This window comes from Nocardiopsis sp. iso_40, from assembly GCF_056173285.1.
Window position 1 is genome coordinate 1,425,405 of sequence record NZ_CM149666.1, and the last position, 25,621, is coordinate 1,451,025.

Genomic DNA, 25,621 nt, shown 5'->3' on the forward strand with positions numbered 1-25,621 from the left:
CCGCTTACAAGCCTTGCCCGGCAGGGCTTCGCGGCTGCGGAAGCGGACGCGCCGCGCTCAGGGCTCGGAGAGGAAGGCGTCCAGGGCATCGAGCCACGCCTCGCCCCGGTCCAGGTGCGCCATGTGCCCCGCGCCCTCCAGGACCACCGCCCGGGCTCCCGGCAGGAACCCGGCCGCGCGTTCGGCGAAGGAGGCCGGGAAGACCATGTCCTGGCGGCCGTGCAGGAACAGCAGGGGAGCGGCGAGCCCGCGCAGCCGTTCGGGCCCCTCCGGCGGCCGGGGCGAGTCCAGGGAACCCGCTCGGAACGCCTCCAGCCACTCGCCCGACCAGGAGACGCGGTCCAGCAGGGCCAGGTAGCCGGGGACCCGCTCCGGTGTGTGGACGTTGGCCGGAGCGCCGGCGACGGCGGCCTCCCGGACCAGTGCGGGGCCGGTCAGGTGGGAGCCGGACCACACTCCGGCCTCGGCGGCGCGCAGGGCGGTGCGTTCGGGCCACGGCCCGAAGTCGGCGTCGGTGACCGGCCACAGGCTGCTCGACGCGACCACGGTCCGGCGCACCCGTTCGGGCGCCGCCAGCAGGACGCGCTGGGCGATCTGCCCTCCGGTGGAGAACCCGAGCAGGTCGAAGCGGTCCAGGCCGAGCCGGTCGGCGAGGACGACCAGGTCCGCGGCGGCGGCTTCGAAGGAGTAGCCGTCGGGGCCCAGACCCCGCGTCGACCGGCCGCAGCCCCGCAGGTCCGGGAGGAGGACCGGGCGCCCCAACCGGTCCAGGGGCTGGCGCAGGTAGCTGTGGTCCCAGTCGGGGCCGCCGTGCACCACGAGCAGCGGCGTACCGTCGGGCGGCCCGAGGGACGAGCAGAACAGGCTGACGTCGGGGTGCTCCCGGACGGTGACGAACTCTCCCATCCCCCGAGTCTCGCAGAGCCCCGGCCGCCCCGGGCCGACCCGCCAGCACCCCTTCAGCGGGACTCCCGCGGGGCCCTCCGGAGGGCCCCGCGGGCCGCCCTCACCAGGCGTCGAAGGTCGCCCCCAGGTCGGTGGAGCGGGCCACGTGCCGGTCGGCGACCACGATCACCTGGTCCTCGTCGGCGTGCAGCGCCTCCGGGCTGCCGGGAAGTTCTCCGGTGCGCTCCCAGGTGGCGCCGGCGTTCTCGCTCCGGTGCACACCGCCGTCCACCGCGACCCCGAACACCGTCTCGCCCCCGGGCACCCAGTCGACCAGCGCCAGCGGGGGAGCCTGCGCCACCGCCTCGAAACCGGCCCCGCCGTCGGTCGAGCGCACCGGGCCCCGGTCGGTGACGGCCACGACGGTCCCGCCGTCGTCGGACACCGCCAGGTCGAAGGCCGCCACCTCCGGGTCCAGGTCCGTCCAGGTGGTGCCGTCCCCGGTGGCGCGGAGCGTGCCGTCGAAGCCGACCACCAGGTCGTCCCCGGAGGCCAGCGCGTGGAAGTCGGACTCGCCCGCGAGTGACAGGGCCTCCCAGTTCCGGCCGCCGTCACGGGTCTCGATCAGCCCGACCGGGTCTGGCATGTCGGTGTCGCCCCCGGGGTGGCCGCTGGCCAGGTAGTGGCCGGGGCCCCGCACGGTGAAGCCCATGAGGTCGATCATGGGGCCCACCCGGGCCGGTACCGTCGCCTCCCGGGTTCGCCGCTCGGGGGCGGGGACCGTGTACAGGCCCGAGTGCGAGGCCACCAGGACCTCCCCGGAGCCGGGGTCGACACCGACCCCGTGCACGTGCCCGGTCTCCTCGGGCAGGGCGACCCCCAGGCTGTTCGGCGCACCGTCCCCGCCCCGGGCTCCGGCCTGTGCCTGCACACCTGCCTCCGGTTCCGCGCACGCCGTGGTGACGGCGAGCAGCCCCGCCGCGGTCAGCGCGGTGAGGGTTCGGGTGTGTGTTCGTTCTCCGTTGCGCATGGATCTTCTCCGGCCTCTCGGTTTCCACTCCGGTTCCACAGGTGGCGGGGCCGGCGCCCGCGGTACACGGGCGCCGCCCCCGGGCCTCAGTGCTCCGAGTGTCCGTTCTCGGCGGTGCCGCCGTCCGACTCCCCGGCTTCGGGGGTCGCGGAGGCCGGGTCCCCTCCCGGCTCCCCGGCGCCGAGCATCCCGTTCATCAGCTCGATCTCGCTCTCCTGGGCGGCGATGATCTCCTCGGCCAGTGCGAGCGCCTCGGGGTCGACCCCCTCGTCGAGCTCGGTGCGGGCCATGTCCACCGCGCCCTCGTGGTGCAGGACCATGTACTCCAGGAACAGGGTGTCGAAGCCCTCCCCCTCGGCGGTCTCCAGTTCGGACATCTGCTCCTCGGAGAGCATCCCGGCCATCCCGGAGTGGTCCGTGCCGTCCCCCGTCCCGGCGCCCCACGCGTCGAGCAGTGCCTCCATCTGCTCGATCTCCGGGCCCTGGGCGTCGCGGATCTCCTCCGACAGGGCAAGGACCTCCTCGCCCGCCCGGGACCCGGCGAGGTCGGCCATCGTCACGGCCTGCTCGTGGTGGGGGATCATCATCCGCGCGAACTCCACGTCCGCCTCGTTGAACCCGGCGGTCCGCTCCTCGCCGTCGGACGTGGTGGTCGGGGCGTCCCCGCCGTCGTTTCCGCAGGCCGCCGCGAACAGGGCGGTGGCGACGGCGGCCGCGATCGCGGTCAGGATCCGCCTGTTCGGGGCATGTTCGGTTGAGGTCATGGCGACCGTGTTTCCTCTCTGGACTCCTTGCCGCGCGGAGTCCGGCTCCGGCGCGGTACTGGCGGTGCGCGGGCGCGGAGCCGACGGGTAGTCGGCCCGCGCGGGCATCTAGACGCGCAGCACCTGCAGGCGGGCCAGGGAGGGCTTGGCCGGCCCGGGGAGAGGGGACCGCACGGAGCGCAGGGCCGGGTCCGCCGGGTCCACGGGGACGACGGGCCAGCGGGTGAAGGCGACGGCGCCGACCCCCAGCAGTACGGCGGTGAAGGCGGCCAGGGCCAGGCACGCGGAGGTCGGGTCCAGTTCGGGGAGCTGGACCCGGTCCTCCCACACCGCGGAGTGCGCCCCGGCCGGGGCCGTGTGGTCGGCCGCGGGAGCGCGGGCGGCCTCCGGGGCGTGACCGGACGCGTGCGTTTCGGCGGAGCCCGCCCCGTGGCCGCCGTGACCGGAAGCAGGCGGCGCGTGCGGCGCCGCCGTGGGTTCGGCGAGCCCGCCGTACGCGCCGACCGAGGCGTGGGCCTCGTGTTGGAGGTGGCCCAGGGTGTGCATGGCGCCGAACCCGAGCAGCAGCGCGGTGAGCAGCAGGATGCGCGCCCAGGCGGATCCCGTGCGGCTGCGGTGCGGCCGGGACGGTGACATGCAGCCAGGGTACCCCTACCCCGAAGGGGTACCGATCCGGTCCCGCCGGAGGACGCCGAGGAGGCCCGGCAGCGGGAGCAGCGGTGACGGGACATGGTCCGTCACCGCTGCTCAGCGTAGCGGTACCGGCGGAAGGGCCCCGTGCGTCAGGGCCGGTGGACCGGTCGGCTGGCCCGGCTCTCGTGGTGGAGCCGGTGCAGCGCGGTCACGTAGTACGTGGTGTCGCCGCCGTCGGGCGCGGTGAAGGTCGCGGAGCCGTCGCCGTCGGCGCGCACGGTGCCGAGCATGGCGCGGGGGTCCTCGATGCCGCACCTGGCGTCGTCCCGGTCGGGCCGGCCGTCGAAGGCGTACACCGCGTAGTAGGCGGGCGCCTCTCCGGGCCCGGGGGCGATGTCCAGTTCGGTGCCCTCCGCGCCGCTCCGGGCGCTCACCCGCGGCGGTGCGGGCACGGTTCCGCCCAGGTCCTCCTTAACCGGTACGAGAGCGGGGCTGGAGTAGTGGTCCTCGACCAGGACCCCCATGGCCTCCCGCGCGTTGGTGCGCAGCGAGGTCGCGCTGAAGTAGACGTCGCCCAGGACCCCGGGGTGGTCGCGGTTGAGGTCCAGGTGGCGGGAGAGCTCCTTCGGGTCGGACCAGGCGCCCTCGTTGCCGACCTTGTAGGCGGCCTGCCCGATGTACAGGTGCGTGCCGGTGCCCGCGACCACCTCCGCCCACCAGGGGACCAGGACCGAGTAGTCCGCGACGGGCAGACCGATCTCCCAGTAGACCTGCGGGTTGATGTAGTCGAGCCAGCCCTCCCGCACCCACCTGCGGCTGTCGGCGTACTGGTTGTCGTAGGACTGCGAGCCGTTGGTGTCGGAGCCCTCGGGGTCGGTGCTGGAGTTGCGCCAGATCCCGAACGGGCTGATGCCGAACTTCACGTGCGGTTTGGCGGCCTTTACCGCCTCGCTCATCTCCCGCACCATGAGGTCGACGTTGTTGCGCCGCCAGTCCCCGACGTCGTCGAACTCGTCCCCGTGCTCGGCGTAGGTGTCCTGGTCCGGGAGCTCGACGCCCGCCACCGGATACGGGTAGAAGTAGTCGTCGAAGTGCACCCCGTCCAGGTCGTAGTTCTCGACCGAGTGCATCATCGCCTCGATCACGAACTCGCGGGCCTCGGGGATCCCCGGGTCGTAGTAGAGCTTGCCGCCGTACTCGAACACCCAGTCGGGGTTCTGCCGGGCGGGGTGGTCCTCGACCAGGGCGCCGGGGTCGTCGTGCATGGCCACCCGGTACGGGTTGTACCAGGCGTGGAACTCCAGGTTCCGGGCGTGGGCCTCCTCGACCGCGAACTCCAGCGGGTCGTACCCGGGGTCGCCGCCCTGTTCACCGGTGAGCCACTCGGACCAGGGTTCGTGCGGTGACGGCCAGAAGGCGTCGGCGGTCGGCCTGATCTGCACGAACACGGCGTTGAGGCCGTTGGCGACGGCCTCGTCGTACAGGTCGGCCAGATCGGCCTGCTGCTCCTCGGGGCTCTGACCCTGTTCGGTGGGCCAGTCGATGTTGTACACCCCGGCGATCCACTGCGCCCGCATCTGGTGCTTGGGCGGGGCCTGGGCGTCGGTCTCGCAGGGGGCGCGGCCCTCCGGCGCGGGTTCCGCCGCGGCCTGCGGCGCGTGGAGCAGGGCCGCGGTCAGCGCGGCGGCCAGGGCCCCGCCGAACAGGGTTCCGCCGAACAGGGCGGTGCGGGAGACGGGTTCGCGGGCGGTGCGGGGGAACGGGGCCGGGGGCTCGGATCGTGGCCGGTGCGGGTACGCCAAGGTTGCTCCTTCAGGCTTGCGTCGCCGGTGAAGGGACCGGGAAGGCGCCGGGGCGCTCCTCCCGAGGCCCGGATACGACGGTCAGCTCGGGCTTAGCAGAGAACCTTCATGATTTACCCGCTGAACGCAACACTCCTACCCGAGGTTGAGCCAGATGGGTGAAATGGGAGCCCTTTTAATCAAAATCCCTTTTGTTGTGGATTTTCGAGAGTGCCTTCTACCATTCCTCCGCGGCGTCGTCCAGAGGAGAGGTGAGCAGCAGCCCGGCCCCGGTCGCGGTCCCCGCTCCGATGCCGCGCAGCGAGATCTCCTGGAGCGCCTCACTGTCCTGGACGACCGCCTCGCCGATGAAGTGGTAGCGGGCGGGCCGACCGCCCAGGCGCTTCCACTTCGCCGAGGTGACGTGCACGGCCTCCGCCAGCTTGGTGTCCAGCCACGCCTCGAACTCGGACTCGGGCAGGGCGGTCTTCTTCTTGCCGCGCGGGCGTTCCCCCTCGGCGGCGGGTTCCGCCTCGCGCTGCCCGGTGGGCGCCGTGACGAGCTCCCAGCGGATGGTCTCGCCCTCCGGGTGCCGGGGCATCGGCAGGATCGCGGCCGAGACCGCACCGGGGATCTTGCCCCAGGCCGGAGCGGTGTCGGAGCTGATCACCAGGGTGGTCGGGGAGGTGCGCGTCCACAGCACACGGGCGTCGGAGTCGGGGTCGGGGTCGAGGGCCCTGCGCACGGCCCGCCCCATGACGGCCCACTGCTCCATGCCGGCGCTGCGCTTGGGGTCGAGTTTGACGCGGGACAGGTACAAGGAGGTCCGATCTGGGTCGTCCCGCCGGGGCGGGGAAGGTGTGCTGGCACGGATCACCGGGGTGCCCGGAGCCGTGGTGGGCTTCTCACTGTACGGGGGGGCGGACCCCTGTTCAGCCCCCTCAGCGCCGCCCCGGGTCCTACCCCTGGGACAGGGCGTCGTCGATCCGGGGCACCAGGTGGTCCAGCGCGTAGGGAACGGACAGCACGGAGTTGTAGGTGACCGCGCCGCGCTCGTCCAGGGTGGTCGTGACCACGGCGTCCTCACGCACCACGTCGAGGGTGTCGAACACGCTGGCGCCCTCGGTGATGTCGAAGTCCTCGTCCTCGCTCATCACCAGGAGGAGGTCGCCGTCGAGCAGGTCCACCCGCTCCGTCGACAGTTCCACGAAGAAGTCGTCCCCGTCGTCCCGCTCGGCGATCGCCTCGGGGACCTCGAAGCCGAGCGAGAGGAGGAACCGGCCCCGGGCGTCGCCGGGCAGGTAGGCGCCGTACCTGCCGTCGTAGGGGAGTACGGCGGTCCCGGTCAGCCCGGCGAAGCCCGGGTACTCGGCGCGCGTCCGCTCCAGGAGTTCGTCGGTGGCCTCGTTGAGTTCGGCGCCCTCCTCCGGGCGGCCGAGCGCGGCGGCGATCACCTCCGTCGCCTCCTGCCGGGGAACGGTGTAGGCGGCGGACCCGGCCGGGCGGGCGATCACGGGGGCGATCTGGGAGAGGTTCTCGTAGACCTTCTCGTCGAAACCGGCGGAGATCCCGATGATGAGGTCGGGGGCGAGGCTGGCGATCTGCTCGATGTTGGGTTCGGAGTCCGAGTCGATCCGGGTCAGCTCGGCGTCCTTCACCAACTCGTCGGTCCACGGGCCGAGGCCGGACTCGTAGAAGACGTAGCCGGTGTTGCCGACCGGGACGACCCCCAGGGCCAGGACCGGGTCGGCGTCGGTCACCCCGAGGGTGACGACGCGCTCGGGCTCCTCCTCGACGGTCGTGCTGCCGAACTCGTGCTCGATCGTCACGGGGAAGGCGCCCTCCTCCGCCTGCGGTGCCGAGGAGGCCCCGGACGGGTCGCCGTCCGCGGTGCCGCAGGCGGTGAGCGGCAGGAGGAGGAGTACGGCGCAGGCGAGTGCACGCGGGGCGGAACCGGGGGACATGGGACTCCGTTCAACTAAGGTTAGGCACGCCTATATTAACGCTCGCCTCGCGGGCCACACCCCCGGCCCCCGGCTGCGGGCGCTCCGGGTACGGGTGTGCCGAGCAGTACGCGGAGCGCATGGCCCGGGGACCATGTCCTTCCCCGCCGCGGGGCGTTCTGGAAGAATCCCGCAGATGAGCCGGATCCCGAGTTGTGTCGCGTGCGAGGGGACGGTCGCCCCCGACGGCCACTGCTGGGACTGCGGTGCGGACCAACCGGACTTCCGGCTGCGCACGGAGGCCACCGGGGTGAACGGTGCCGCGGGGGTCAGCGACCGCGGATCGCGGCGCGGGGTCAACGCTGATGCCATGGCTCTCACCGGCACGGGTGAGTGGACGGTCGGGGTGGTCTGCGACGGGGTGTCGATGTCGCCGCGGGCCGAACGCGCCGCACAGCTCGCGGCCGAGGTCGGCGGGAGCGCCCTGGCCGAGCGGTTGGCCGCCGGGGATCTCCCCGAAACCGCGCTGGGCCGTTCCGCCGCACGCGCCCGCCGGGCCGTCGAGGCGCTGGCCGGAGCCGAACCCACCGCCCCCGCCTGCACCTACGTGGCCGGCGCCGTCGGGCCGGAGGGGCTCTGGGTCGCCTGGGTCGGGGACAGCCGCGCCTACTGGCTGCCGGACCGGGGTCCGGGCCTGCCGCTGACGGAGGACCACACGGGCGGGGCCGGTGCGATCTCGGAGTGGCTGGGCGCCGACGCGGAGCCGACCGCCCCGGGTGTGCGTTCCCTGCGGCCCCCGGGGCCGGGGGCGCTGCTGCTGTGCACCGACGGCCTGACCCGCTACCTGACCGGCGCCCAGGACCCCCGGACCGCGGCGCCCGCCCCGCCGCTCCGCGACGGTCTCCTGCCCGCGGCCCGCGCCCTGGTCGGATACGCCCTGGACCAGGGCGGACACGACAACGTCACCGCCCTCCTCCTGCCGTTCGGCCCCCCGGGGGACCGGCAGGCCCCACCGGGCGGGAGACCCCCTGCCGGACCGGCTTCCGGAGCCCGGACGGTTGACAGACAGCGCCCGGGTACCCCACGCTCGCAGGTATGAGAACCCCCTTGTTGAACCGCTCGACCGCTCGCCGGTCCGCCTCGGTCGACAGGGCACGCCGCGGGACGCCGGGCCTCATCCTGCGCCGCGGCCGCCTGGGTTCTCCGCCTCGCCGCTGAGCCGCCGGCGGGTACCGGCGATGCGCCGGACCCCCTCCTGAGCCGTGCTCCCGGCGCTGGGGCCCTCACCTCCGATGCGTCGCTCCGCCTCCGCCGCCAGGCGACGACCAGTGCTATCCACGCCTGCTCTCCACACCCGAGTCCGGCTCCGGTGTGACCGTCGGCAGCCCGACGCACCTCGTCGTCCGCGCCCCCTCCTGCGGCCCGCCCCGTCACCGGGACGCTCGGCTCGCGCAGCGCTCGCACGGTCTCCCGGGCCCTCAGCGCCCGATCCCGTTCGGCCCCGGCCGTCCCGTCCGCTCCCGGACCCGGTTTCGCGAGCCCGGAACCCGTGTCCCTGGACCACCGAACCCTTTGCCGCCGCTTCCGACCCGAAGGACAGAGAACATGAACCCGACCCTGAGCCCGAGAGCCGCCTCCGGGGCCGCCGAGGCCACCCGGCCCGCGAACCCCGCCCTCCGGGGGAGCGCCGCCGTCGACACCGCCCTGGTCGAGGGGCCGCGCACGCTGCGCAGGCTCCCCGAGGGCGAGGAGCCCCGCCCCTACGAGCTGTTCGAGGTCCGTCCGCTGGGCTCCCTCATCGGGGCGGAGATCCACGGGATCGACCTGCGGGAGGAGATCGACGAGGAGCTGCGCGCCGAGCTCAACCGCGCACTGCTGGAGTTCAAGGTGATCTTCTTCCGCGACCAGCCCATCGACTCCGCGCGCCAGCAGGAGATCGCCCGGCTGTGGGGCGAGCTGGAGACCAACCCCTTCATCGACCAGGGCGACGACGCCCACATCGCCCGGTTCGCCAAGGGCGAGGCGCCGCCCAGCTACGAGAACGTCTGGCACACCGACGTCACCTGGCGGGAGGCGCCCGCCCTCGGCGCCGTCCTGCGCCTGGTGGAGGTCCCGCCGGTCGGCGGCGACACCATGTGGGCGGACATGGCCGCCGCCTACGACAACCTGCCCGAGGACGTCAAGGAGCGCATCGAGGGGCGCACCGCCGTACACGACGTGATCCCCGGCTTCTCCCGCTTCCTGGACGAGGAGCGGCTGCTGGAGTGGCAGGACCGGTTCCCGCCGGTCGAGCACCCCGTCGTGCGGACCCATCCCGAGACCGGCCGCAGGACGCTGTTCGTCAACGTCTCCTTCACCACCCGGATCGTCGGCATGGACGAGGCGGAGAGCGACGAACTGCTGCGCTTCCTCTTCCAGCAGGCGCACACCCCCGAGTTCCAGGTGCGTTTCCGGTGGGAGCGGGACTCGGTCGCGTTCTGGGACAACCGCGCCACCCAGCACTACGCGGTGAACGACTACCACCCGCACCCGCGGGTGGCCGAGCGCGTCGCGATCGTCGGCGACCGGCCCTTCTGACCGGTCCCGGTGCCCGCCAGGCCCCCGGAACCGCTTCCGGGGGGCCTGGTCCCGGCCGCCGTCCTTGACCTCAAGCGAAGTTGAGGTTTTACGGTGGGGTCCGCCCAGTGACCAGCACCGGAAGGACCGGCCATGCGACGCACCACGGTCAACCCCTGGACCTACCCGGAGGGCATGGACCAGGGGATCCTCATCGAAGGACACCAGCGCCTGCTCTTCGTCAGCGGGCAGTGCTCGGTCTCGGAGACGGGGGAGTCCCTGTACCCGGGTGACCTGCGCGCCCAGACGGCGAAGGCGCTGGACAACGTCGAGGCGGTACTCCGCCAGGCGGGGATGGGCCTCGGGAACATCGTGCGGATGAACACCTACGTCACCGACGTGGAGTCCTTCTTCGCCGAGGCGGGGGAGATGATGGCGGAGCGCCTGGAGGCCTTCGACGTCCGCCCGCCGGGGGTCTGCGCCGAGATCACCCGGCTCGGCCGCCCCGAACTGCTCGTTGAGCTGGAGGCCTTCGCCGCCGACTGACCCCGGGTCCGCAACCACCACTGCCCGACGCCCGAACCCTCACCCGGCCCCGGATCCGCTCCGGGGCCGGGCGGGGTTCTCCGCTCCCGGAGCCCTTGCCCGAACCCTCACCCGCTCCGGCCGAAGCCCCCTTCCTCCCCGGCTCCCCGGACCGGGCGCAGGGTCAGGGTGACGGCGAGGGCGGTCAGCGCTTCCCCTGAGGGCCGTGGGAAAAGGCGTTGTGGTCCCGCGGAACCTCTCCGGGGGGACGGGACGCCCCGGTCAGTACGCCTAGGTCTCCTCACCGCTCCGGTCGGGTTCGCGGTCGGGGGCGCCGACGTCCTCGGGCGTAGCGGCGTCCGCCGCGGGGGAGTCCTCGGGGTGGCGGCGGGACAGCAGGTAGCCCAGTCCGAGCACGATGCCGGTGCCGATCGCCGTGTACCAGGTGAACCCGATCAGCCCCGGCTGGAACAGGAACAGCCAGGACATGGTCGCCACCGCGACGGTGAAGGCGGCGATCGCGTCCGCCTGTCGTGCCCTGCGTACCCACAGCCCCAGCAGGAACGCGCCGAGCAGACCACCGTAGGTCAGGCTGGCCACGGACAGGCCCAGTTCCACCACCGGGCTGTCCGTACCGGTGAACAGCGCCGCCGCGGCGATGAACACCAGCCCCCAGCCGAGGGTGAACAGTCGGCTCAGCCGCAGCGCCTGCGCGTCGGAGAGCCTGCGGCGGGAGAACTGTTCGTACAGGTCGGCCATGGTCGAGGAGGACAGCGCGGACAGGGACGAGGACAGGGTGCTCATCGCCGCCGCGATGACCCCGGCGAGCAGGAGCCCCGCCAGGCCCGGGGGCATCGCCTCCACCACGAACACCGGGAAGAGTTCGTCGGAGTTGTTCAGGCCCAACTGGTCGACCGTGGCTCCCTGGAAGTACGAGTACAGCGCCAGGCCCAGGGTGAGGAACAGGGCGAACTGGAGGAACACCACGAGACCGCTGACGACGACCGCCTTCTGGGCGTCGCGCAGGCTCCGGCAGCTCAGCAGCCGCTGCACGACGATCTGGTCGGCGCCGTGCGAGGCGGTGGAGAGCAGGGCGCCGCCCAGGACGGCGGTGACCGTGGCGTAGGGGGCCGAGACCGGGTTAGAGGTGAAGTCGAGGAACCGGGTCTTCCCGGCGTCCGCGGCGACCGCCAGGAAGTTCACGTCGAGGCTGCCGGCGATCACGGTCAGCGCGACCGCGCCGCCGACGCAGTACAGGCCCATCTGCAGCACGTCCACCCAGACCACGGCCCGGATCCCGCCGGCCAGGGTGTAGACGATCGTGACGGCGCCCATGACCGCGACGATCGCGAAGTAGGAGACCCCAGCCCCGAGCGAGTCGAGGATGATCTTCATCGGGACGGCCGCCGCGAACAGCCGCACCCCGTCGGCCAGTACCCGGGTGAACAGGAAGGTGACCGAGGCGGTGCTCTGCATACCCCGGCCGAAGCGCAGACCCAGGTAGGTGTAGGCGGTGGTCATCTCGCCCCGGTAGTAGCGGGGCAGGAGCAGGAAGGCCACGGCCACGCGCCCGATCAGGTAGCCGATCGCCACCTGGAGGAAGGTGATGTCCCCCAGGTAGGCCACTCCGGGGACGCTGATCACGGTCAGGGCGCTGGTCTCGGTGGCCACCACCGAGAGGCACACCGCCCACCAGGGGAGTTGTCTGCTGCCGAGGAAGTAGTCCCTGACGTTGCGCTGGCGGCCGGACAGCCTCAGGCCCAGCCAGGCCGAGGCCGCCAGGTACACCGCGATGACGACGAGGTCGATGGTCTGCACGTGCGCGACTCCCGGGGCTGGTCGGCGGGTGGGGGGATCGGGGGCTGGTGCCCGGGGCTCCGGCGGCGGAGGCGGCCGGTGGTCCGGGCGGGACGGTCAGGAACCCGGGTCGTCCACGTACAGGCGCCGGGGGACGGCGGAGGCGGGTTCGGGTAGGCGCAGCGGCGCGGTGCCCGGGGTGATGCGCCCGGCGACCGGGGCTCTGCGGGCACCGGTGCAGTCCGGGACGGACCCGGCGAGCCCGTGCCAGCCGAGGAAGCCGATCAGTGCGAACAGGTAGGCCTCCTTGGCGTCGCCGTCCAGGCCGAGCCGCTCGGAGGAACCGACCCGGGCGGGGGCGAGCCGGGCGGCGAGCCGTTCCATCAGTACGGGGTTGCGGACGCCCCCGCCGGAGGCGACCACCTCTGCCACCCCGAAGGGGCGCAGGGCGTCGGCGACGGTCACGGCGGTGAGCTCCACGAGGGTGGCGAGCAGGTCCCCGTCCGGGGGCCTTTCCCCGGGGCCCAGGGCCGCCCGCAGGTACTCGGCGCCGAACAGTTCCAACCCGGTGGTCTTGGGCGGGGGCAGCCGGTAGTAGGGCTCGGCGAGCAGGCGCTCCAGGAGCGCGGGGTCGGGGCGGCCGGTGCGGGCGAGGGCGCCGTCCGCGTCGAGGTCCGCCCTCCCGCCGGTCACCAGGCGCACGGCGGCGTCGATCAGGGCGTTGGCGGGTCCGGTGTCGAACGCGCTCGGCGGCTCTCCGCTCCGCACCACCGTCACGTTCGCGATCCCGCCGAGGTTCAGTGCCGCGGTCGGCTCCGTGCGGTCGCCGAGCAGCAGCAGGTCCAGGGTGCTCGCCAGCGGGGCGCCCCGGCCGCCGGCGGCCACGTCGGCCGACCGCAGGTCCGACAGCACGGGGAGGCCGGTGGCCTCGGTGATCCAGGCGGGTTGGCCGAGCTGGAGGGTCCCGTGCACGGTGCCGCCCTCAGCCCAGTGGAAGAGGGTCTGGCCGTGGGAGGCGACCAGGTCGGCCCGCCCGCCGGTGAACTCCTCGATCCCGTTGCGCGCCGCCGCGGCGAACTCCTGGCCGATCCGGGTGTCCAGCCGGCAGACGGCCTCCAGGGTGGTCGGAGCCGGGGGCAGCGCCGAGCGGATCTGTTCCCGCAGCTCGGCGGGGTAGGGGCGGGTGAGGTGCCCCAGCGGGGCCAGCCGGACCGCGTCACCCTCCTGGCGGAGGCGGGCGGCGGCGACGTCGATCCCGTCCGCCGAGGTCCCGGAGGACAGGCCGATGACGATCATGGGGCTCCTACGTCAGGGGACTCACCGTGTATCAGCGGTATACCGGTCGTCACGGCCGCGTCAATCCCCCGAACGCCCTCTCTCCGGCCGGATGCCGGGGCGGTCGCCCGGGCGGGGGCTCCCGGGCGGCCAGGGCCCCTGGCCGGAGCACCAGTTTGCATGTTCATACATTTACGTGCATACTTTTTGCATGTCCAAGGTGCTCACTTCCCTGCCTGTCGGTGAACGTGTCGGAATCGCCTTCTCCGGAGGCCTCGACACGTCCGTAGCGGTCGCGTGGATGCGCGAGAAGGGCGCTGTCCCCTGCGCCTACACCGCCGACATCGGCCAGTACGACGAACCCGACATCGCCTCGGTGCCGGGCCGTGCCACCGACTACGGCGCGGAGTTCGGGCGCCTGGTCGACTGCCGCGAGGCCCTGGTGGAGGAGGGGCTCGCCGCCCTCGCCTGCGGGGCGTTCCACATCCGCTCCGGCGGTCGCGTCTACTTCAACACCACCCCGATCGGCCGTGCCGTCACCGGTACCCTGCTGGTCCGGGCCATGCTCGAGGACGGCGTCCAGATCTGGGGCGACGGCTCCACCTACAAGGGCAACGACATCGAGCGGTTCTACCGCTACGGGCTGCTCGCCAACCCCTCCCTGCGCATCTACAAGCCGTGGCTCGACGCCGACTTCGTCACCGAGCTCGGCGGCCGCAAGGAGATGTCGGAGTGGCTGCAGAACCGGGACCTGCCCTACCGCGACAGCACCGAGAAGGCCTACTCCACCGACGCCAACATCTGGGGTGCCACCCACGAGGCCAAGGCCCTCGAACACCTCGACACCGGCATCGAGATCGTCGACCCGATCATGGGCGTGCGGTTCTGGGACCCCGAGGTCGAGATCGCCGCCGAGGACGTGACGATCGGTTTCGAGAAGGGCCGCCCGGTCACCCTCAACGGCAAGTCCTTCGCCAACTCCGTCGAGCTGGTCCTGGCGGCGAACGCCATCGGCGGCCGCCACGGCATGGGCATGTCCGACCAGATCGAGAACCGGGTCATCGAGGCCAAGAGCCGCGGCATCTACGAGGCCCCCGGCATGGCGCTGCTGTTCGCCGCCTACGAGCGGCTGGTCAACGCCATCCACAACGAGGACACCCTGGCCACCTACCACAACGAGGGCCGTCGCCTGGGCCGCCTGATGTACGAGGGCCGCTGGCTGGAGCCCCAGGCCCTCATGCAGCGCGAGGCCCTGCAGCGCTGGGTGGGCACCGCGGTCACCGGCGAGGTGACCCTGCGGCTGCGGCGCGGTGACGACTACTCGATCATGGACACCACCGGCCCGGCGTTCAGCTACCACCCGGACAAGCTGTCCATGGAGCGCACCGAGGACTCCGCCTTCGGCCCCAGCGACCGGATCGGCCAGCTCACCATGCGCAACCTGGACATCGCCGACTCCCGAGCCAAGCTGGAGGAGTACTCCGCCCTGGGCATGGTCGGCGACACGCACCCGACGACCATCGGTGCGGCCCAGGCGGCCTCGACCGGCCTGATCGGCGCGATGCCCGAGGGCGGCGCCGAGACGATCGCCTCCCGCGGTCAGGGCTCCGAGGACGACCTGCTCGACTACGCCGCCATCGAGTCCGGCACCGACTAGGCGCCGACCTCCGCCGCGGCCCCGCGCCGCCGAACCGTATCCGCCCCGCCCTGGTCCGCCAGGGCGGGGCGGACGCGTGTCCGAGGGCGCCCGTTCAGGCGGGAGCGGTGGCCTCGATCGCGCCCCAGGAAAGCTCGTCCAGGTACGGTTCGACCATCGCGGCCTCGGCCAGCAGGGTCTCGGTGGCCGGGTCGCCCATCTGCTCGCGCAGCTCCTGGTGGTGCTCGCGGACGGAGGCGTAGAGCAGCCCCCACGCCTCGCCCCCGTCCGGGAGGTCGTGACGTGCCCCGGGAACGAGACCGGCCGCGCGCAGCGGCTCCGCCCTGGCCGACCCGCCGTCCGTCCCCAGGCCCTCGGCCGGTTCGGTCGCCGTGAACAGCAGACGGCCGACAGGCCGCAGCCCAGGTCGACCGGCGTGGCTCCGGGTGCGGGTCGCAAGGCCGCGACGATGAGGCCGAGCAGGCGCCACGGGCAGCCGCTGGAGGGCGCCACCTCGGCGGGGTACTGGCTCCCCCCAGGCCTTCGCCCACAGGTCCCTGAGCAACGGGTTTTCGTGCTGGGCCCGGAACTGGTCGTCGAAGGCCTGCGGGCTCGTGTTCTCCACGCGGGCCCTCCCCGGTGCGGTCGGCGCCGAGTCTGGCGCGCGCCCGGCCCCGGGACCAGCGACCTTGGTAGGGGTCGGCTCCTACTGACTAACCTGTGTCCCCGACCGCCGTGCACCCGCGGAACCGTGCACGCGAGGACAGGAGGGCCTGTGTGAAACGGCGTCCCATGGACATCGGGGCCTACACCGAGCGGACCCGCAACGGGCCGTGTTTCGTCTGCGCCCTCCTCTCCGGTGAACCCGGCTTCGACCACGAGGTGTTGTTCGAGGACGACGACCACGTCGCCTTCTTCGACCGCTACCCCACGCTCCCCGGGCGCGCCTTGGTGGCCCCCAAGTCCCACGTGGAACACGTCGTCCGGGACCTGGACGAGGCCGCCTACACCCGGACCATGCTTGTGGTCCGGGAGGTGGCGCTCGCAGTCGAGGAGGTCTTCGGGGCCGAGCGCACCTACCTGCTCTCCCTCGGCAGCCAGCAGGGAAACTCCCACCTGCACTGGCACATCGCGGCTCTGCCGCCCGGAGTCCCCTACGAGCAGCAGCAGTTCCACGCGCTGATGACGGAGAACGGCGTCCTGGAGGTCGATCCGGCACGGGTCGCGGCCGAGGCGGACCGCGTCCGCGCGGCCGTCCGCGCCCGCGGACGGCTCAGCGCCTGACCCGGACGGGGTCGACACCACTCCCGGGATACATCTGACCGACTCCATAATTTGACTCATTCCAGAAAACAGGGCAGACTGCTGAGCATGGCAACCTCTTCGGATTTCGAGCAAATGCTGCGCGAGTCCGCTCTGAGGGTGACGAGCCCTCGGTTGGCTGTGCTCTCCGTTGTGCACAGGAACCCACACGCGGACACGGAGTCGATCATCGACCTCGTGCGCGGGGAGTTGGGCGCGGTGTCCGTCCAGGCCGTGTACGACGTACTCAAGGCGCTGACCGGCGCCGGGCTGGTACGGCGCATCCAACCGCAGGGCTCGGTGGCCCGCTACGAAACGCGGGTCGGAGACAACCATCACCACGTCGTGTGCCGGTCCTGCGGTGCCATAGCGGACGTCGACTGCGCCGTCGGCCACGCACCGTGCCTGACCGCGTCCACCGACCACGGTTTCGCGATCGACGAGGCCGAGGTCGTCTACTGGGGCCTGTGCGCCGACTGCTCCGGCAGCCACAGCTCCTGAACCACATACCTCCTGAACCACACAGCCCCGGAACCGCAAGGTTCACCCCTTCCCTGTTAAGGAAGTCGATGTCTGAGAACAACGAGGTCGTTGCACCCACCCCGCCGCAGGCCGGCGGCTGCCCGGTCGCACACGGCGACCAGACCCCGCACCCCACCCTGGGCGACGGCAACCGAGCCTGGTGGCCCAACCAGCTCAACCTGAAGATCCTTGCCAAGAACACGCCCGTGTCGAACCCGCTCGGTGAGGGCTTCGACTACGCGAAGGCCTTCGAGGCGCTGGACCTGGACGCGGTGAAGGCGGACATCGCCGCTCTCCTGACGGACTCCCAGGACTGGTGGCCGGCGGACTTCGGGCACTACGGCCCGCTCATGATCCGCATGGCCTGGCACAGCGCCGGCACCTACCGCTCGCACGACGGCCGCGGCGGCGGCAGCGCCGGTCAGCAGCGCTTCGCCCCGCTGAACAGCTGGCCCGACAACGGCAACCTGGACAAGGCCCGCCGTCTGCTCTGGCCCGTGAAGAAGAAGTACGGCCAGAACATCTCCTGGGCGGACCTGTTCATCCTCACCGGCAACGTCGCCCTCGAGTCGATGGGCTTCGAGACCTTCGGCTTCGGCGGCGGCCGTGAGGACGTCTGGGAGCCGGAGGCCGACGTCTACTGGGGCCCCGAGACCACCTGGCTCGACGACCAGCGCTACAGCGGGGACCGTGACCTCGAGAAGCCGCTGGCCGCCGTCCAGATGGGCCTCATCTACGTCAACCCGGAGGGCCCCAACGGCAACCCGGACCCGCTGGCCGCCGCCCGCGACATCCGTGAGACGTTCGGCCGCATGGGCATGAACGACGAGGAGACCGTCGCGCTCATCGCCGGCGGCCACACCTTCGGCAAGACCCACGGTGCCGCCCCGGACAGCAACGTCGAGGCCGAGCCCGAGCGCGCCGGCCTGGAGATGCAGGGCCTGGGCTGGAAGAACAACCACGGCACCGGCAAGGCCGGCGACACCATCACCTCCGGCCTGGAGGTCACCTGGACCACCACTCCCGCCCAGTGGAGCGAGGGCTTCTTCAAGAACCTCTTCGAGTTCGAGTACGAGCTCACCAAGAGCCCGGCCGGCGCCAACCAGTGGGTCGCCAAGGACGCCGAGGAGATCATCCCCGACGCCCACGTCCCCGGCAAGAAGCACAAGCCGACCATGCTCACCACCGACCTGTCGCTGCGCGTCGACCCGGTCTACGAGCAGATCTCGCGCCGCTTCTACGAGGACCACCAGGCCTTCAAGGACGCCTTCGCCCGCGCCTGGTTCAAGCTGACCCACCGCGACATGGGCCCGAAGGTCCGCTACCTCGGCTCCGAGGTCCCGGCCGAGGACCTCATCTGGCAGGACCCGCTGCCCGCCCGGGAGGGCGAGGTCATCGGTGACGCGGAGATCGCCGCCCTGAAGGCGCGGATCGCCGGGTCCGACCTGTCCGTCGCCCAGCTGGTGTCCACCGCCTGGGCCTCGGCCTCGACCTACCGCGACAGCGACAAGCGCGGCGGCGCCAACGGCGCGCGCATCCGCCTCGCCCCGCAGATCGACTGGGAGGTCAACAACCCGGCCGAGCTGCGCGGCGTGCTCGCCGAGCTGGAGGGCATCGCCAAGGAGTTCAACGCCTCCTCGGAGAAGAAGGTCTCCCTCGCCGACCTGATCGTCCTCGCCGGCGGTGTCGGTGTGGAGCAGGCGGCCAAGGCCGCCGGCCAGGACGTCACCGTCCCGTTCACCCCGGGCCGCGTGGACGCCGCCGAGGAGCACACCGACGTCGACCAGTTCGCCTACCTGGAGCCGGTCGCGGACGGTTTCCGCAACTACTACGGCAAGGACAACCGCCTTCCCGCCGAGTACCTGCTGCTGGACCGCGCGAACCTGATCGGCCTCAGCGCCCCGGAGACCACCGTCCTGGTGGGCGGCCTGCGCGTGCTGGGCGCCAACTTCGACAACTCGGACCTGGGTGTCTTCACCGACAAGCCGGGCGCGCTGACGAACGACTTCTTCGTCAACCTGCTCGACCTGGGCACCAACTGGTTCCCGACCGGTGAGACCTCCGAGACCTCGGAGACCTTCGTCGCCAAGGACGACTCCGGCGCGGTCAAGTGGACCGGCAGCCGCGTCGACCTGGTGTTCGGCTCCAACTCCGAGCTGCGCGCCGTGGCCGAGGTGTACGCCTGCGACGACGCCAAGGAGAAGTTCGTCCAGGACTTCGTCGCCGCGTGGAACAAGGTCATGAACGCCGACCGGTTCGACCTGGTCTAGTTCACGGACCGGGTCCCGCCCCGGGCTCCCGGAGCTCCCAGGGCGTCGACCCCCGGTTTCCCGTCATCCGGAACCGGCCCGACCTGCACAGGTCGGGCCGGTTCTGCTGTGTCCGGTGCCGCGGCCGCCAGTCGACACGCACCCACCGCTCCGGTCCGGTGAACTGTGCGCGCAGGCGGTCAGGGCGGTGGTGTCGTTCCCCTCGTCCTGTCGGCGGCGCAGAGCCGGGCGGCTCAGGCGGTCTCAGGACTGGTCGGTCGGGAGCGCGAACCCGGTGGCGGTCTCCAGGTCCCCGTCCAGGAGGGTGAGCGAGTCCGGGCCCCCTCCGGCGAGCGGGTGCGCCGCGACCAGGACGCCCCCGCCGGAGGGCGGTGTCTGTGCGGCCCGGTACTGGACCGTGTCGGTCCACTGCTCGTCCAGCGTCTCCCCGTTCCGGTCCCACCTGCGCAGGAAGCCGTGGAACCGGCTCACGTGGCCCGCGGCGACGATCGTGTCGCCGTCGTCGGCGACGGACAGCGACGTGATCCACGGGTTCACCTCCGGGTCCAGCTCGGGGTGGCCCCCGGAGTTGTCGAACGTCACCTCGAAGCTCTCCGGCCCCGCCTGCGACCAGGGTTCCCACAGCAGGAGGTGCTCGTAGGAGGCGGTGGCGACGAGACCGTCGGTGACCGCCATCGGTCCGGAGAGGCTGCCCGACCACTCCCGTAGTTCGGGGACACCGGGCACGGGCTCCCCCGTGGCCGCGCTCCACACCGCGAGCCCGGAGGTCAGCGCCGCGATCAGCAACTCCCCGTCCGGTGAGGTGCCCAGGTTCTGCACGCTCCCCTGGAGGCCCTCCCCGTCCTCCGGGACCTCCCTGCTGTAGAGCTGCTCCCCGGTACGCGTCTCGTAGGCGGTCACCCGGTGCCTCCCCGGCCCGGACACCAGGCCGGTCCCCACGAACAGCGTCTCCGCGTCGGGGGAGAGCGCCAGGGGAGCGCCGCTGCGGAACGCCTCGGGAAGCCTGACGTGGTGCTCCTCGTCCTCCTCGAGGTCCCAGACCACGACCGTGGACTCGGAGCCGGAGGAGTGGCCTCCGTCCTGGACGGCCAGCGCGGTTCCGCCCCGGTCCGTCACGAGCTTCGAACGGCCCAGGGAACGGGAGTCCGCGTCGACCAACTGCTCGGTCGGTCCGGACTCGTCCGTCTCGTACAGGTGCACACCCGCACTGGACAGGACGGCGAAGCGGTCCCCGTCCAGGAAGGCGACCTCCTGGATCTCGGCGGGCTCGGCCGGCTCGGGGGCCGTTGAGGTGCCCGGGTCGCGGGCGGGTGCCGGTGACTCCTCCTCGGTTCCCCGCCCGTCGGCCCCGGTGGCGCCGGGCGCGTCCTCGGCGTCCCCCAGGTTCAGCACGACGACCAGAGCCACCAGCAGGGACAGTACGGAGATCGCGGCGCCCCAGGCCGCCCCGGCGGAGGAACGGCGCGGTTCCGGGGCCCGTTTCACCACACGGTGGGCGTCGGGCACCGCCGAGGGGGCGTTACGGGCCGGAGCCGGGGCGCCCCGCCCTGCGGTCGCCGACGGGGCCGATCGTTCGGCCGCCTGCGGGCCGTCGGTTCCCCGCCGGCCGCGGTGTCCTTCGCCCGTGTCGGACCGTTCGGGTTCCGGGTGCCCCGCGGACGGTTTCGCGGTCCCCCCGGGGGAGCGGCGCCCTCCCGTCTCCTCGGTTCCCCCAGACCTCCGGGACCCGCCGGATCCTCCGGTCCGCCTGGCCCAGGCGGGGAGTTCGGGCTGTTCGCCGCTCTCACCTCGCCGGGCCCCTGTGGGCTTCGCGGCTGCGGGGGAGTCCTCGCTTCCCCGGGGCTCCTCGGCTCCGGGGGTTCCCCCGTCCCTCCGGGACCCCTCCTTCTCCCGGGGACTCGCGGCTCCGTGCGACCCCTCAGGGCCATCGGTCCCGGTGGGTCTCCCGTCCTGGGCAGGTTCTTCCGCAGCTCCGGGAGCCCGGGGCTCCGGTTCCTCCGAGGCGTCCTCCTCCGCGAGGACCCGCGTGGGCAGCATCCGGGTCGCTGTGACCGTGTGCAGGACCCTGGTGGCGACGGCTTGGGGCAGCCATTCGGTGGGGTCGTCGTCGCCTCGGGGCAGTGCGGTGCCGGCCAGTTCGGTCAGTACCGTTCCCGGTGCGGGGCGGTTGCCGGGGTCCTTGGCCAGGCAGGCGGTGACCAGGGGTCGGATCTCCTCCGGTACCCCGTCCAGGTCGGGTTCCTCGTTGACGACCCGGTAGAGCAGGGCGGGGGCGCTTCCGGTGCCGAAGGGCTGGCGGCCGGTGGCGGCGAACAGCAGCACGCCGCCGAGGGCGAACAGGTCGCTGCTCGGGCCCAGGTGGGCTCCGGTGGCCTGTTCGGGTGACATGTAGGCGGGGGTGCCCAGGGTCTGCCCGGTGCGGGTCAGGGCTGTGGCGTCGGTGGCGCGGGCGATGCCGAAGTCGATGACCTGGGGTCCGCGCGGGGAGAGCAGGACGTTGGCGGGTTTGAGGTCGCGGTGGACCAGCCCCACCGAGTGGATGGCCGTCAGTGCCTCGGCCAGGCCGGCGGCCAGGGCGCGCAGCGAGTGCTCGGGGAAGGGTCCGCTCTCGCGTACCGCTTCGTGCAGGGCCGGTCCGGGGACGTACTCGGTGGCCAGCCACGGGCGCGGGCCGTCGGTGTCGGCGGCCAGGACCCGGGCGGTGTAGGGGCCGCGCACCCGTCGGGCGAGGTCGGCCTCGCCGGTGAACCGGGCGCGGAACTCCCGGTCCTCGGCGTACTCGGTCCGGATGGCCTTGACCGCGGCCAGGTCGTCCCCGTCCCCGTCGGTGCGGTCGACGGCGACCGCGAGGAAGACCACGCCCATACCGCCCGAGCCGATCCGGCGCAGCAGCCGGTAGGGCCCGAGCTCGCGGGGATCGTCGGGGTGCAGGGGTTTCATGGGCCGTTTCCGCTTACGAGGGGATTCAAGGGGAGGGTAGCGGATGTGCGGCTTCCGGTGCCTGTCGGCCTTACCCCGAGCGCGGCCGACAGGGTGTGCGCCTAACGGGCGGCGTCCACCTCGGGGTTGGCAGCCGGCCGCAGGTGAACTTAGTATCTGCGTATGAGCGCAGGTACGCATGAATGCAGTCTTGATGAGAACAGCCCCTACGTCGAGTACGCCGTGGAGATCCTCACCCTGCTGGCCGACGCCACCCGGGTGCGGATCATCCTGGCCCTGCGCGGGGGCGAGCTGTCGGTGAACGAGCTGGCCGAACGCCTGGACAGGCCCGGCCCAGCGATCTCCCAGCACCTGGCCAAGCTCCGTATGGGCCGTGTCGTGTCCTACCGCCGCGAGGGCAACCGGATGTACTACAGCCTGGCCAACGAACACGCCCGCAAGCTGGTCGCCGACGCCGTCTTCCAGGCCGAACACGCCCTGGAGGTCGAGCCCGCCCACCACCGGGCCCGGGCCGCGGACCCGGAGCGCGCCGGCCGGGCCCAGGGCGGCCACCCGTGACCACGACCCCGACCGCGCCCGCCGCCCGGACCCGGGACCACCTGGCCCGGCCGCCCTCGCTGCTGGCCACCGGCGTCCGGCTCGCCGAGGTGCGCTGGGCCGCCGCCGCACTGGCCCTGTTCCTGGCCGGCTGGGCCGCCCAACTCCTGGACGCCCCCGCCTGGCTGTGGTGGGGCCTGTACCTGACCTGCTACGCCACCGGCGGATGGGAGTCGGCCCTGTCCGGTCTGCGCGCCCTCAGGCAACGCACCCTGGACGTGGACCTGCTGATGATCGTCGCCGCCGTCGCCGCCGCCTCCATCGGCCAGGTCTTCGACGGGGCCCTGCTCATCGTCATCTTCGCCACCTCCGGCGCCCTGGAGGCCGTGGTCGCCCAACGCACGGCCGACTCCGTGAACGCCCTGCTGAACCTGGCCCCGGAACGCGCCGTACGACTCCACCGGACCCCGGACGGTGAACACGAGGAGGTCGTGGAGACCTCCCGGCTCCGGGTCGGCGACACCGTCCTGGTCCGCCCGGGCGAACGCGTGGGCGCCGACGGCACCGTCACCGAGGGCTTCAGCGAGGTCGACCAGCAGGCGATCACCGGTGAGTCGGTGCCCGTTCCGCGCCGTGTCGGCGAGGGGGTGCTCTCGGGCACGATCAACGGCACCGGAGCCCTGCGCGTCCGTGTGGACCGGCCGGCGGGGGAGTCGGTCATCGCCCGGATCGTGACCCTGGTCGAGGAGGCCTCGGCCACCAAGGCCCGCACCCAGCTGTTCATCGAGAGGATCGAGCAGCGCTACTCCGCCCTGGTGGTGGCGGCCACCCTGCTGGTGCTCGGTATCCCCCTGCTGTTCCTGGGGCACGACTTCGAGGCCGCGCTGCTCCGCGCGATCGTTTTCATGATCGTGGCCTCCCCGTGCGCGGTGGTGCTGTCCACGATGCCGCCGCTGCTGGCCTCGATCGCCAACGCCGGACGCCACGGCGTCCTGGTCAAGTCCGCCACCGTCATGGAACAGATCGGCCGCGTCGACCTGGTGGCCTTCGACAAGACCGGCACACTCACCCGGGGCGAACCCCGGGTCACCGGGGTGGAACCCGAACCGGGGCACACAGCCGACCAGGTCCTGGCCCCGGCCGCGGCAGCCGAGCGCGACAGCGAACACCCCCTGGCCCGCGCCATCCGGGCCCACGCCGAACACCAGGGGGTCGCCGTGCCGTCCCGGGTGGAGGACTTCGAGTCCCTGCCGGGCACCGGGGTGAGCGCGACGGTGGACGGCTTCCGGGTCCGGGTCGAACGCGCCCCCGCCGACGCCGAGGGCCCGGCGAGCACCCGGGTCCTCGTCTGGGTCGACGGGCGTGCGCGGGGCCGGATCACCCTGGCCGACGCCCTGCGCCCCGAGGCCGCCCGGACGGCGGCCGAGGTGGGCGCGCTCACCGCCCAGCCGGTACACCTGCTCACCGGGGACAACGCCGCCACCGCCGCACACGTGGCCCGGGCCGCCGGTGTCGACCGCGTGCACGCCGATCTCCTCCCCCAGGACAAGGCCGCGCTGGTCAGGGAGAAGGAGGACGCGGGTACCCGGGTGCTCCTGGTGGGTGACGGCGTCAACGACGCCCCCGCTATGGCCGCGGCCACCACCGGCGTGGCCATGGGCCGTCGCGGCTCCGACCTGGCGCTGGACACCGCCGACGCCGTCGTGGTGCGCGACGACCTGTCGACCCTGCCCCGGCTGATCAGCCTGTCCCGCCGGGCCCGCCGGTTCGTGGTCGCGAACCTGTGCATCGCGGGCACCTTCATCGTGGTGCTGGTGACCTGGGACCTGGTGGGAACACTGCCACTGGCGCTGGCCGTGGCCGGACACGAGGGGTCCACCGTCGTCGTCGCCCTCAACGGCCTCCGGCTGCTACGCGAACGCGCCTGGACACGGTGAACCGGGTGGTGGACGTCAGAGCTCGCCCCGGGGCACGTCCAGCCCGGCGCCCAGTTCGACTGCGGCCAGGGTCAGCTCGACCAGTTCCTCCTCCAACGGTTCCAGGGATGCGGCGTCCACGAAGACGCGCAGCGCCCCGGGGACGTGGGTGTACAGGGCCCGCCGTACCAGTGGCAGGCCCGCCCGGTCCCGGAGGGTGGCGACGCTGCCCGGGTCGGTGTGCTCCTGCACCGCCCCGAGGGCCACCGCCGTGTTCCACGCGTCCAGCAGCAGGTCGGGGCGTACGGCTTCGGCCAGGGCTGCCGCGCCGGAGGTGGCGGCCAGGGCCCGCCGGGCGGTGTCCTGGTCCAGACCCCAGGCGGCCAGGACCTCTCCGGTGGGCCGGTGCGCGGCGGACACGTCCTCGGCGGTGTCGATGACGACCGCGTCGCCGGTGTTCCAGGCGTAGAAGGGCAGCAGGCGGGGCAGGTCGAGCACGGAGGCGTCGAAGGGCGTCCCCGGCTCGGCGGTGAAGCAGGCCGAGCGCCGTGCCCCCTGGCCGGTGTTGCCGGTCAGGCTCGGCAGGTCGTCGTGTTCGACCAGGTTGGGGACCATCGTCAGGGTGCGCACGCCGCGTTCGCGCAGCAGGCGCAGCAGCGCCCGGTCGTCGGGTTCCCCCGGGTCGGCTCCGCCGTTGTTTCCTGGGCCCATCTGTTGGGCGATTTCCGCGGTCAGGGCGCTGGGCATCGCCAGGGCCAGTGAGGGCATGTAGGGGTTGATCACCGGTACCGCGCTGATTCCGGAGAAGACCGCCATCCGGGCGAGAACGGCGGTGCGCGAGCCCCATTCGACGAAGAAGGACAGGGCCGTGTCCGGGTGCAGGCGACAGCACTCCAGCGCGGAGGCGGGAAGGTCCTTGGCCGGCAGGACGTCGTCCTGGAGGAGGAGGTGGTGGGTGCTGCGGTCCGGGGTGGCGCGGGAGAGCGCGGCGGCCGCGGTCCGCAGCGAACTCGGCGGCGCGTCGGGGCGGGGGTCGAAGACCGCCTCGGCCCCGGGGAGGGAGAGTCCGGCCAGGACGCGTTCGGCCTCGGAGGAGCGGGAGGGATGCGCCATGACCGTGGCGGTGAGGGAGAGGGGCGGTTCTCCCGAGCCGGATTCTTCGGAATTCTGCGCAAAATCCATTACCTGACTTTATCGGGCTGGACCGCCGGAGGGACAGCGGTTCCGCCGGACCGGGCCGGGCCGTTCGGACACCACGGTCGCCCCGCCCCGGCGGAACCGGGCTCGGCGGAAGGAAATACCCGACCGG

21 protein-coding genes are annotated in these 25,621 nt (G+C 72.7%); 9 read left to right on the plus strand and 12 right to left on the minus strand.

Translation table 11 applies throughout. The features are described from left to right. Positions 1 to 57 precede the first annotated feature (57 nt). From AC0VYD_RS06290 to AC0VYD_RS06320, 7 genes are all read right to left on the minus strand, one after another. Entirely contained in the window at positions 58 to 906 is an 849-nt protein-coding gene (locus AC0VYD_RS06290) for an alpha/beta fold hydrolase (RefSeq protein WP_475479007.1), read from the minus strand. A 100-nt stretch (positions 907 to 1,006) separates the two neighbouring features. After that, positions 1,007 to 1,915: a F510_1955 family glycosylhydrolase gene (locus tag AC0VYD_RS06295; protein WP_475479008.1), complete on the minus strand. Its 909-nt coding sequence runs from the start codon at positions 1,913 to 1,915 to the stop codon at positions 1,007 to 1,009. A gap of 86 nt (positions 1,916 to 2,001) precedes the next feature. Next, on the minus strand, positions 2,002 to 2,679 hold the full coding sequence (locus AC0VYD_RS06300) for a DUF305 domain-containing protein (protein WP_475479009.1): 678 nt from the start codon (positions 2,677 to 2,679) through the stop codon (positions 2,002 to 2,004). 108 nt (positions 2,680 to 2,787) lie between these two features. Further along, positions 2,788 to 3,315, minus strand: coding sequence for a hypothetical protein (locus AC0VYD_RS06305; protein ID WP_475479010.1), 528 nt, complete (start codon positions 3,313 to 3,315; stop codon positions 2,788 to 2,790). A gap of 146 nt (positions 3,316 to 3,461) precedes the next feature. After that, complete coding sequence (locus tag AC0VYD_RS06310; protein ID WP_475479011.1) at positions 3,462 to 5,114, minus strand: glycoside hydrolase family 10-like protein; 1,653 nt, start codon at positions 5,112 to 5,114, stop codon at positions 3,462 to 3,464. 217 nt (positions 5,115 to 5,331) lie between these two features. Next, a complete protein-coding gene (locus AC0VYD_RS06315; protein WP_475479012.1) occupies positions 5,332 to 5,913 on the minus strand; it encodes a type I-E CRISPR-associated protein Cas6/Cse3/CasE in 582 nt (193 codons plus the stop codon). A 139-nt stretch (positions 5,914 to 6,052) separates the two neighbouring features. Beyond that, positions 6,053 to 7,057 (minus strand): iron-siderophore ABC transporter substrate-binding protein, encoded by a 1,005-nt coding sequence (locus AC0VYD_RS06320; RefSeq protein WP_475479013.1) that lies wholly within the window; start codon positions 7,055 to 7,057, stop codon positions 6,053 to 6,055. 175 nt (positions 7,058 to 7,232) lie between these two features. Between AC0VYD_RS06320 and AC0VYD_RS06325 the strand changes: the two genes are divergently transcribed. The 3 genes from AC0VYD_RS06325 (at position 7,233) to AC0VYD_RS06335 (ending at position 10,138) form a co-directional block, all read left to right on the plus strand. Next, positions 7,233 to 8,135, plus strand: a complete 903-nt coding sequence (locus tag AC0VYD_RS06325) for a PP2C family protein-serine/threonine phosphatase (protein ID WP_475479014.1) — start codon at positions 7,233 to 7,235, stop codon at positions 8,133 to 8,135. Positions 8,136 to 8,641: 506 nt separating this feature from the next. Next, complete coding sequence (locus AC0VYD_RS06330) at positions 8,642 to 9,613, plus strand: TauD/TfdA dioxygenase family protein (protein WP_475479015.1); 972 nt, start codon at positions 8,642 to 8,644, stop codon at positions 9,611 to 9,613. A 132-nt stretch (positions 9,614 to 9,745) separates the two neighbouring features. Then, on the plus strand, positions 9,746 to 10,138 hold the full coding sequence (locus tag AC0VYD_RS06335) for a RidA family protein (RefSeq protein WP_475479016.1): 393 nt from the start codon (positions 9,746 to 9,748) through the stop codon (positions 10,136 to 10,138). Between the two features lie 270 nt (positions 10,139 to 10,408). Here AC0VYD_RS06335 and AC0VYD_RS06340 read toward each other — a convergent pair whose 3' ends face one another. Then, positions 10,409 to 11,935: a sodium:solute symporter gene (locus tag AC0VYD_RS06340; protein WP_475479017.1), complete on the minus strand. Its 1,527-nt coding sequence runs from the start codon at positions 11,933 to 11,935 to the stop codon at positions 10,409 to 10,411. A gap of 96 nt (positions 11,936 to 12,031) precedes the next feature. Beyond that, positions 12,032 to 13,210, minus strand: coding sequence for an anhydro-N-acetylmuramic acid kinase (locus AC0VYD_RS06345; RefSeq protein ID WP_475479018.1), 1,179 nt, complete (start codon positions 13,208 to 13,210; stop codon positions 12,032 to 12,034). Between the two features lie 190 nt (positions 13,211 to 13,400). Here AC0VYD_RS06345 and argG point away from each other — a divergent pair, with 190 nt between their 5' ends. Next, a complete protein-coding gene (argG, locus tag AC0VYD_RS06350; protein ID WP_475479019.1) occupies positions 13,401 to 14,846 on the plus strand; it encodes an argininosuccinate synthase in 1,446 nt (481 codons plus the stop codon). Positions 14,847 to 14,940: 94 nt separating this feature from the next. Here argG and AC0VYD_RS06355 read toward each other — a convergent pair whose 3' ends face one another. Beyond that, on the minus strand, positions 14,941 to 15,450 hold the full coding sequence (locus AC0VYD_RS06355) for a hypothetical protein (protein ID WP_475479020.1): 510 nt from the start codon (positions 15,448 to 15,450) through the stop codon (positions 14,941 to 14,943). Positions 15,451 to 15,602: 152 nt separating this feature from the next. On the opposite strand from AC0VYD_RS06355, the gene AC0VYD_RS06360 reads away from it, so the two are divergent. The 3 genes from AC0VYD_RS06360 to katG all read left to right on the plus strand — a co-directional run bounded on the left by AC0VYD_RS06360 (position 15,603) and on the right by katG (position 18,919). Next, on the plus strand, positions 15,603 to 16,109 hold the full coding sequence (locus AC0VYD_RS06360) for an HIT family protein (protein WP_475479021.1): 507 nt from the start codon (positions 15,603 to 15,605) through the stop codon (positions 16,107 to 16,109). 87 nt (positions 16,110 to 16,196) lie between these two features. Beyond that, entirely contained in the window at positions 16,197 to 16,628 is a 432-nt protein-coding gene (locus tag AC0VYD_RS06365; protein ID WP_191268135.1) for a Fur family transcriptional regulator, read from the plus strand. Positions 16,629 to 16,696: 68 nt separating this feature from the next. After that, positions 16,697 to 18,919, plus strand: coding sequence for a catalase/peroxidase HPI (gene katG / locus AC0VYD_RS06370; protein ID WP_475479022.1), 2,223 nt, complete (start codon positions 16,697 to 16,699; stop codon positions 18,917 to 18,919). Between the two features lie 243 nt (positions 18,920 to 19,162). On the opposite strand, the gene AC0VYD_RS06375 is transcribed toward katG, so the two are convergent. Further along, positions 19,163 to 21,859, minus strand: a complete 2,697-nt coding sequence (locus AC0VYD_RS06375) for a WD40 repeat domain-containing serine/threonine protein kinase (RefSeq protein WP_475479023.1) — start codon at positions 21,857 to 21,859, stop codon at positions 19,163 to 19,165. Positions 21,860 to 22,021: 162 nt separating this feature from the next. Here AC0VYD_RS06375 and AC0VYD_RS06380 point away from each other — a divergent pair, with 162 nt between their 5' ends. Then, positions 22,022 to 22,417, plus strand: a complete 396-nt coding sequence (locus AC0VYD_RS06380) for an ArsR/SmtB family transcription factor (protein WP_475479024.1) — start codon at positions 22,022 to 22,024, stop codon at positions 22,415 to 22,417. Continuing rightward, positions 22,414 to 24,333: a heavy metal translocating P-type ATPase gene (locus AC0VYD_RS06385; RefSeq protein WP_475479025.1), complete on the plus strand. Its 1,920-nt coding sequence runs from the start codon at positions 22,414 to 22,416 to the stop codon at positions 24,331 to 24,333. The genes AC0VYD_RS06380 and AC0VYD_RS06385 overlap by 4 nt, the downstream gene beginning before the upstream one ends. Positions 24,334 to 24,348: 15 nt before the next feature. Here AC0VYD_RS06385 and AC0VYD_RS06390 read toward each other — a convergent pair whose 3' ends face one another. Continuing rightward, positions 24,349 to 25,494 carry a hypothetical protein gene (locus AC0VYD_RS06390; RefSeq protein ID WP_475479026.1) on the minus strand — a complete coding sequence of 382 codons (1,146 nt, stop codon included), beginning with the start codon at positions 25,492 to 25,494 and terminating at the stop codon, positions 24,349 to 24,351. Positions 25,495 to 25,621: the final 127 nt, after the last annotated feature.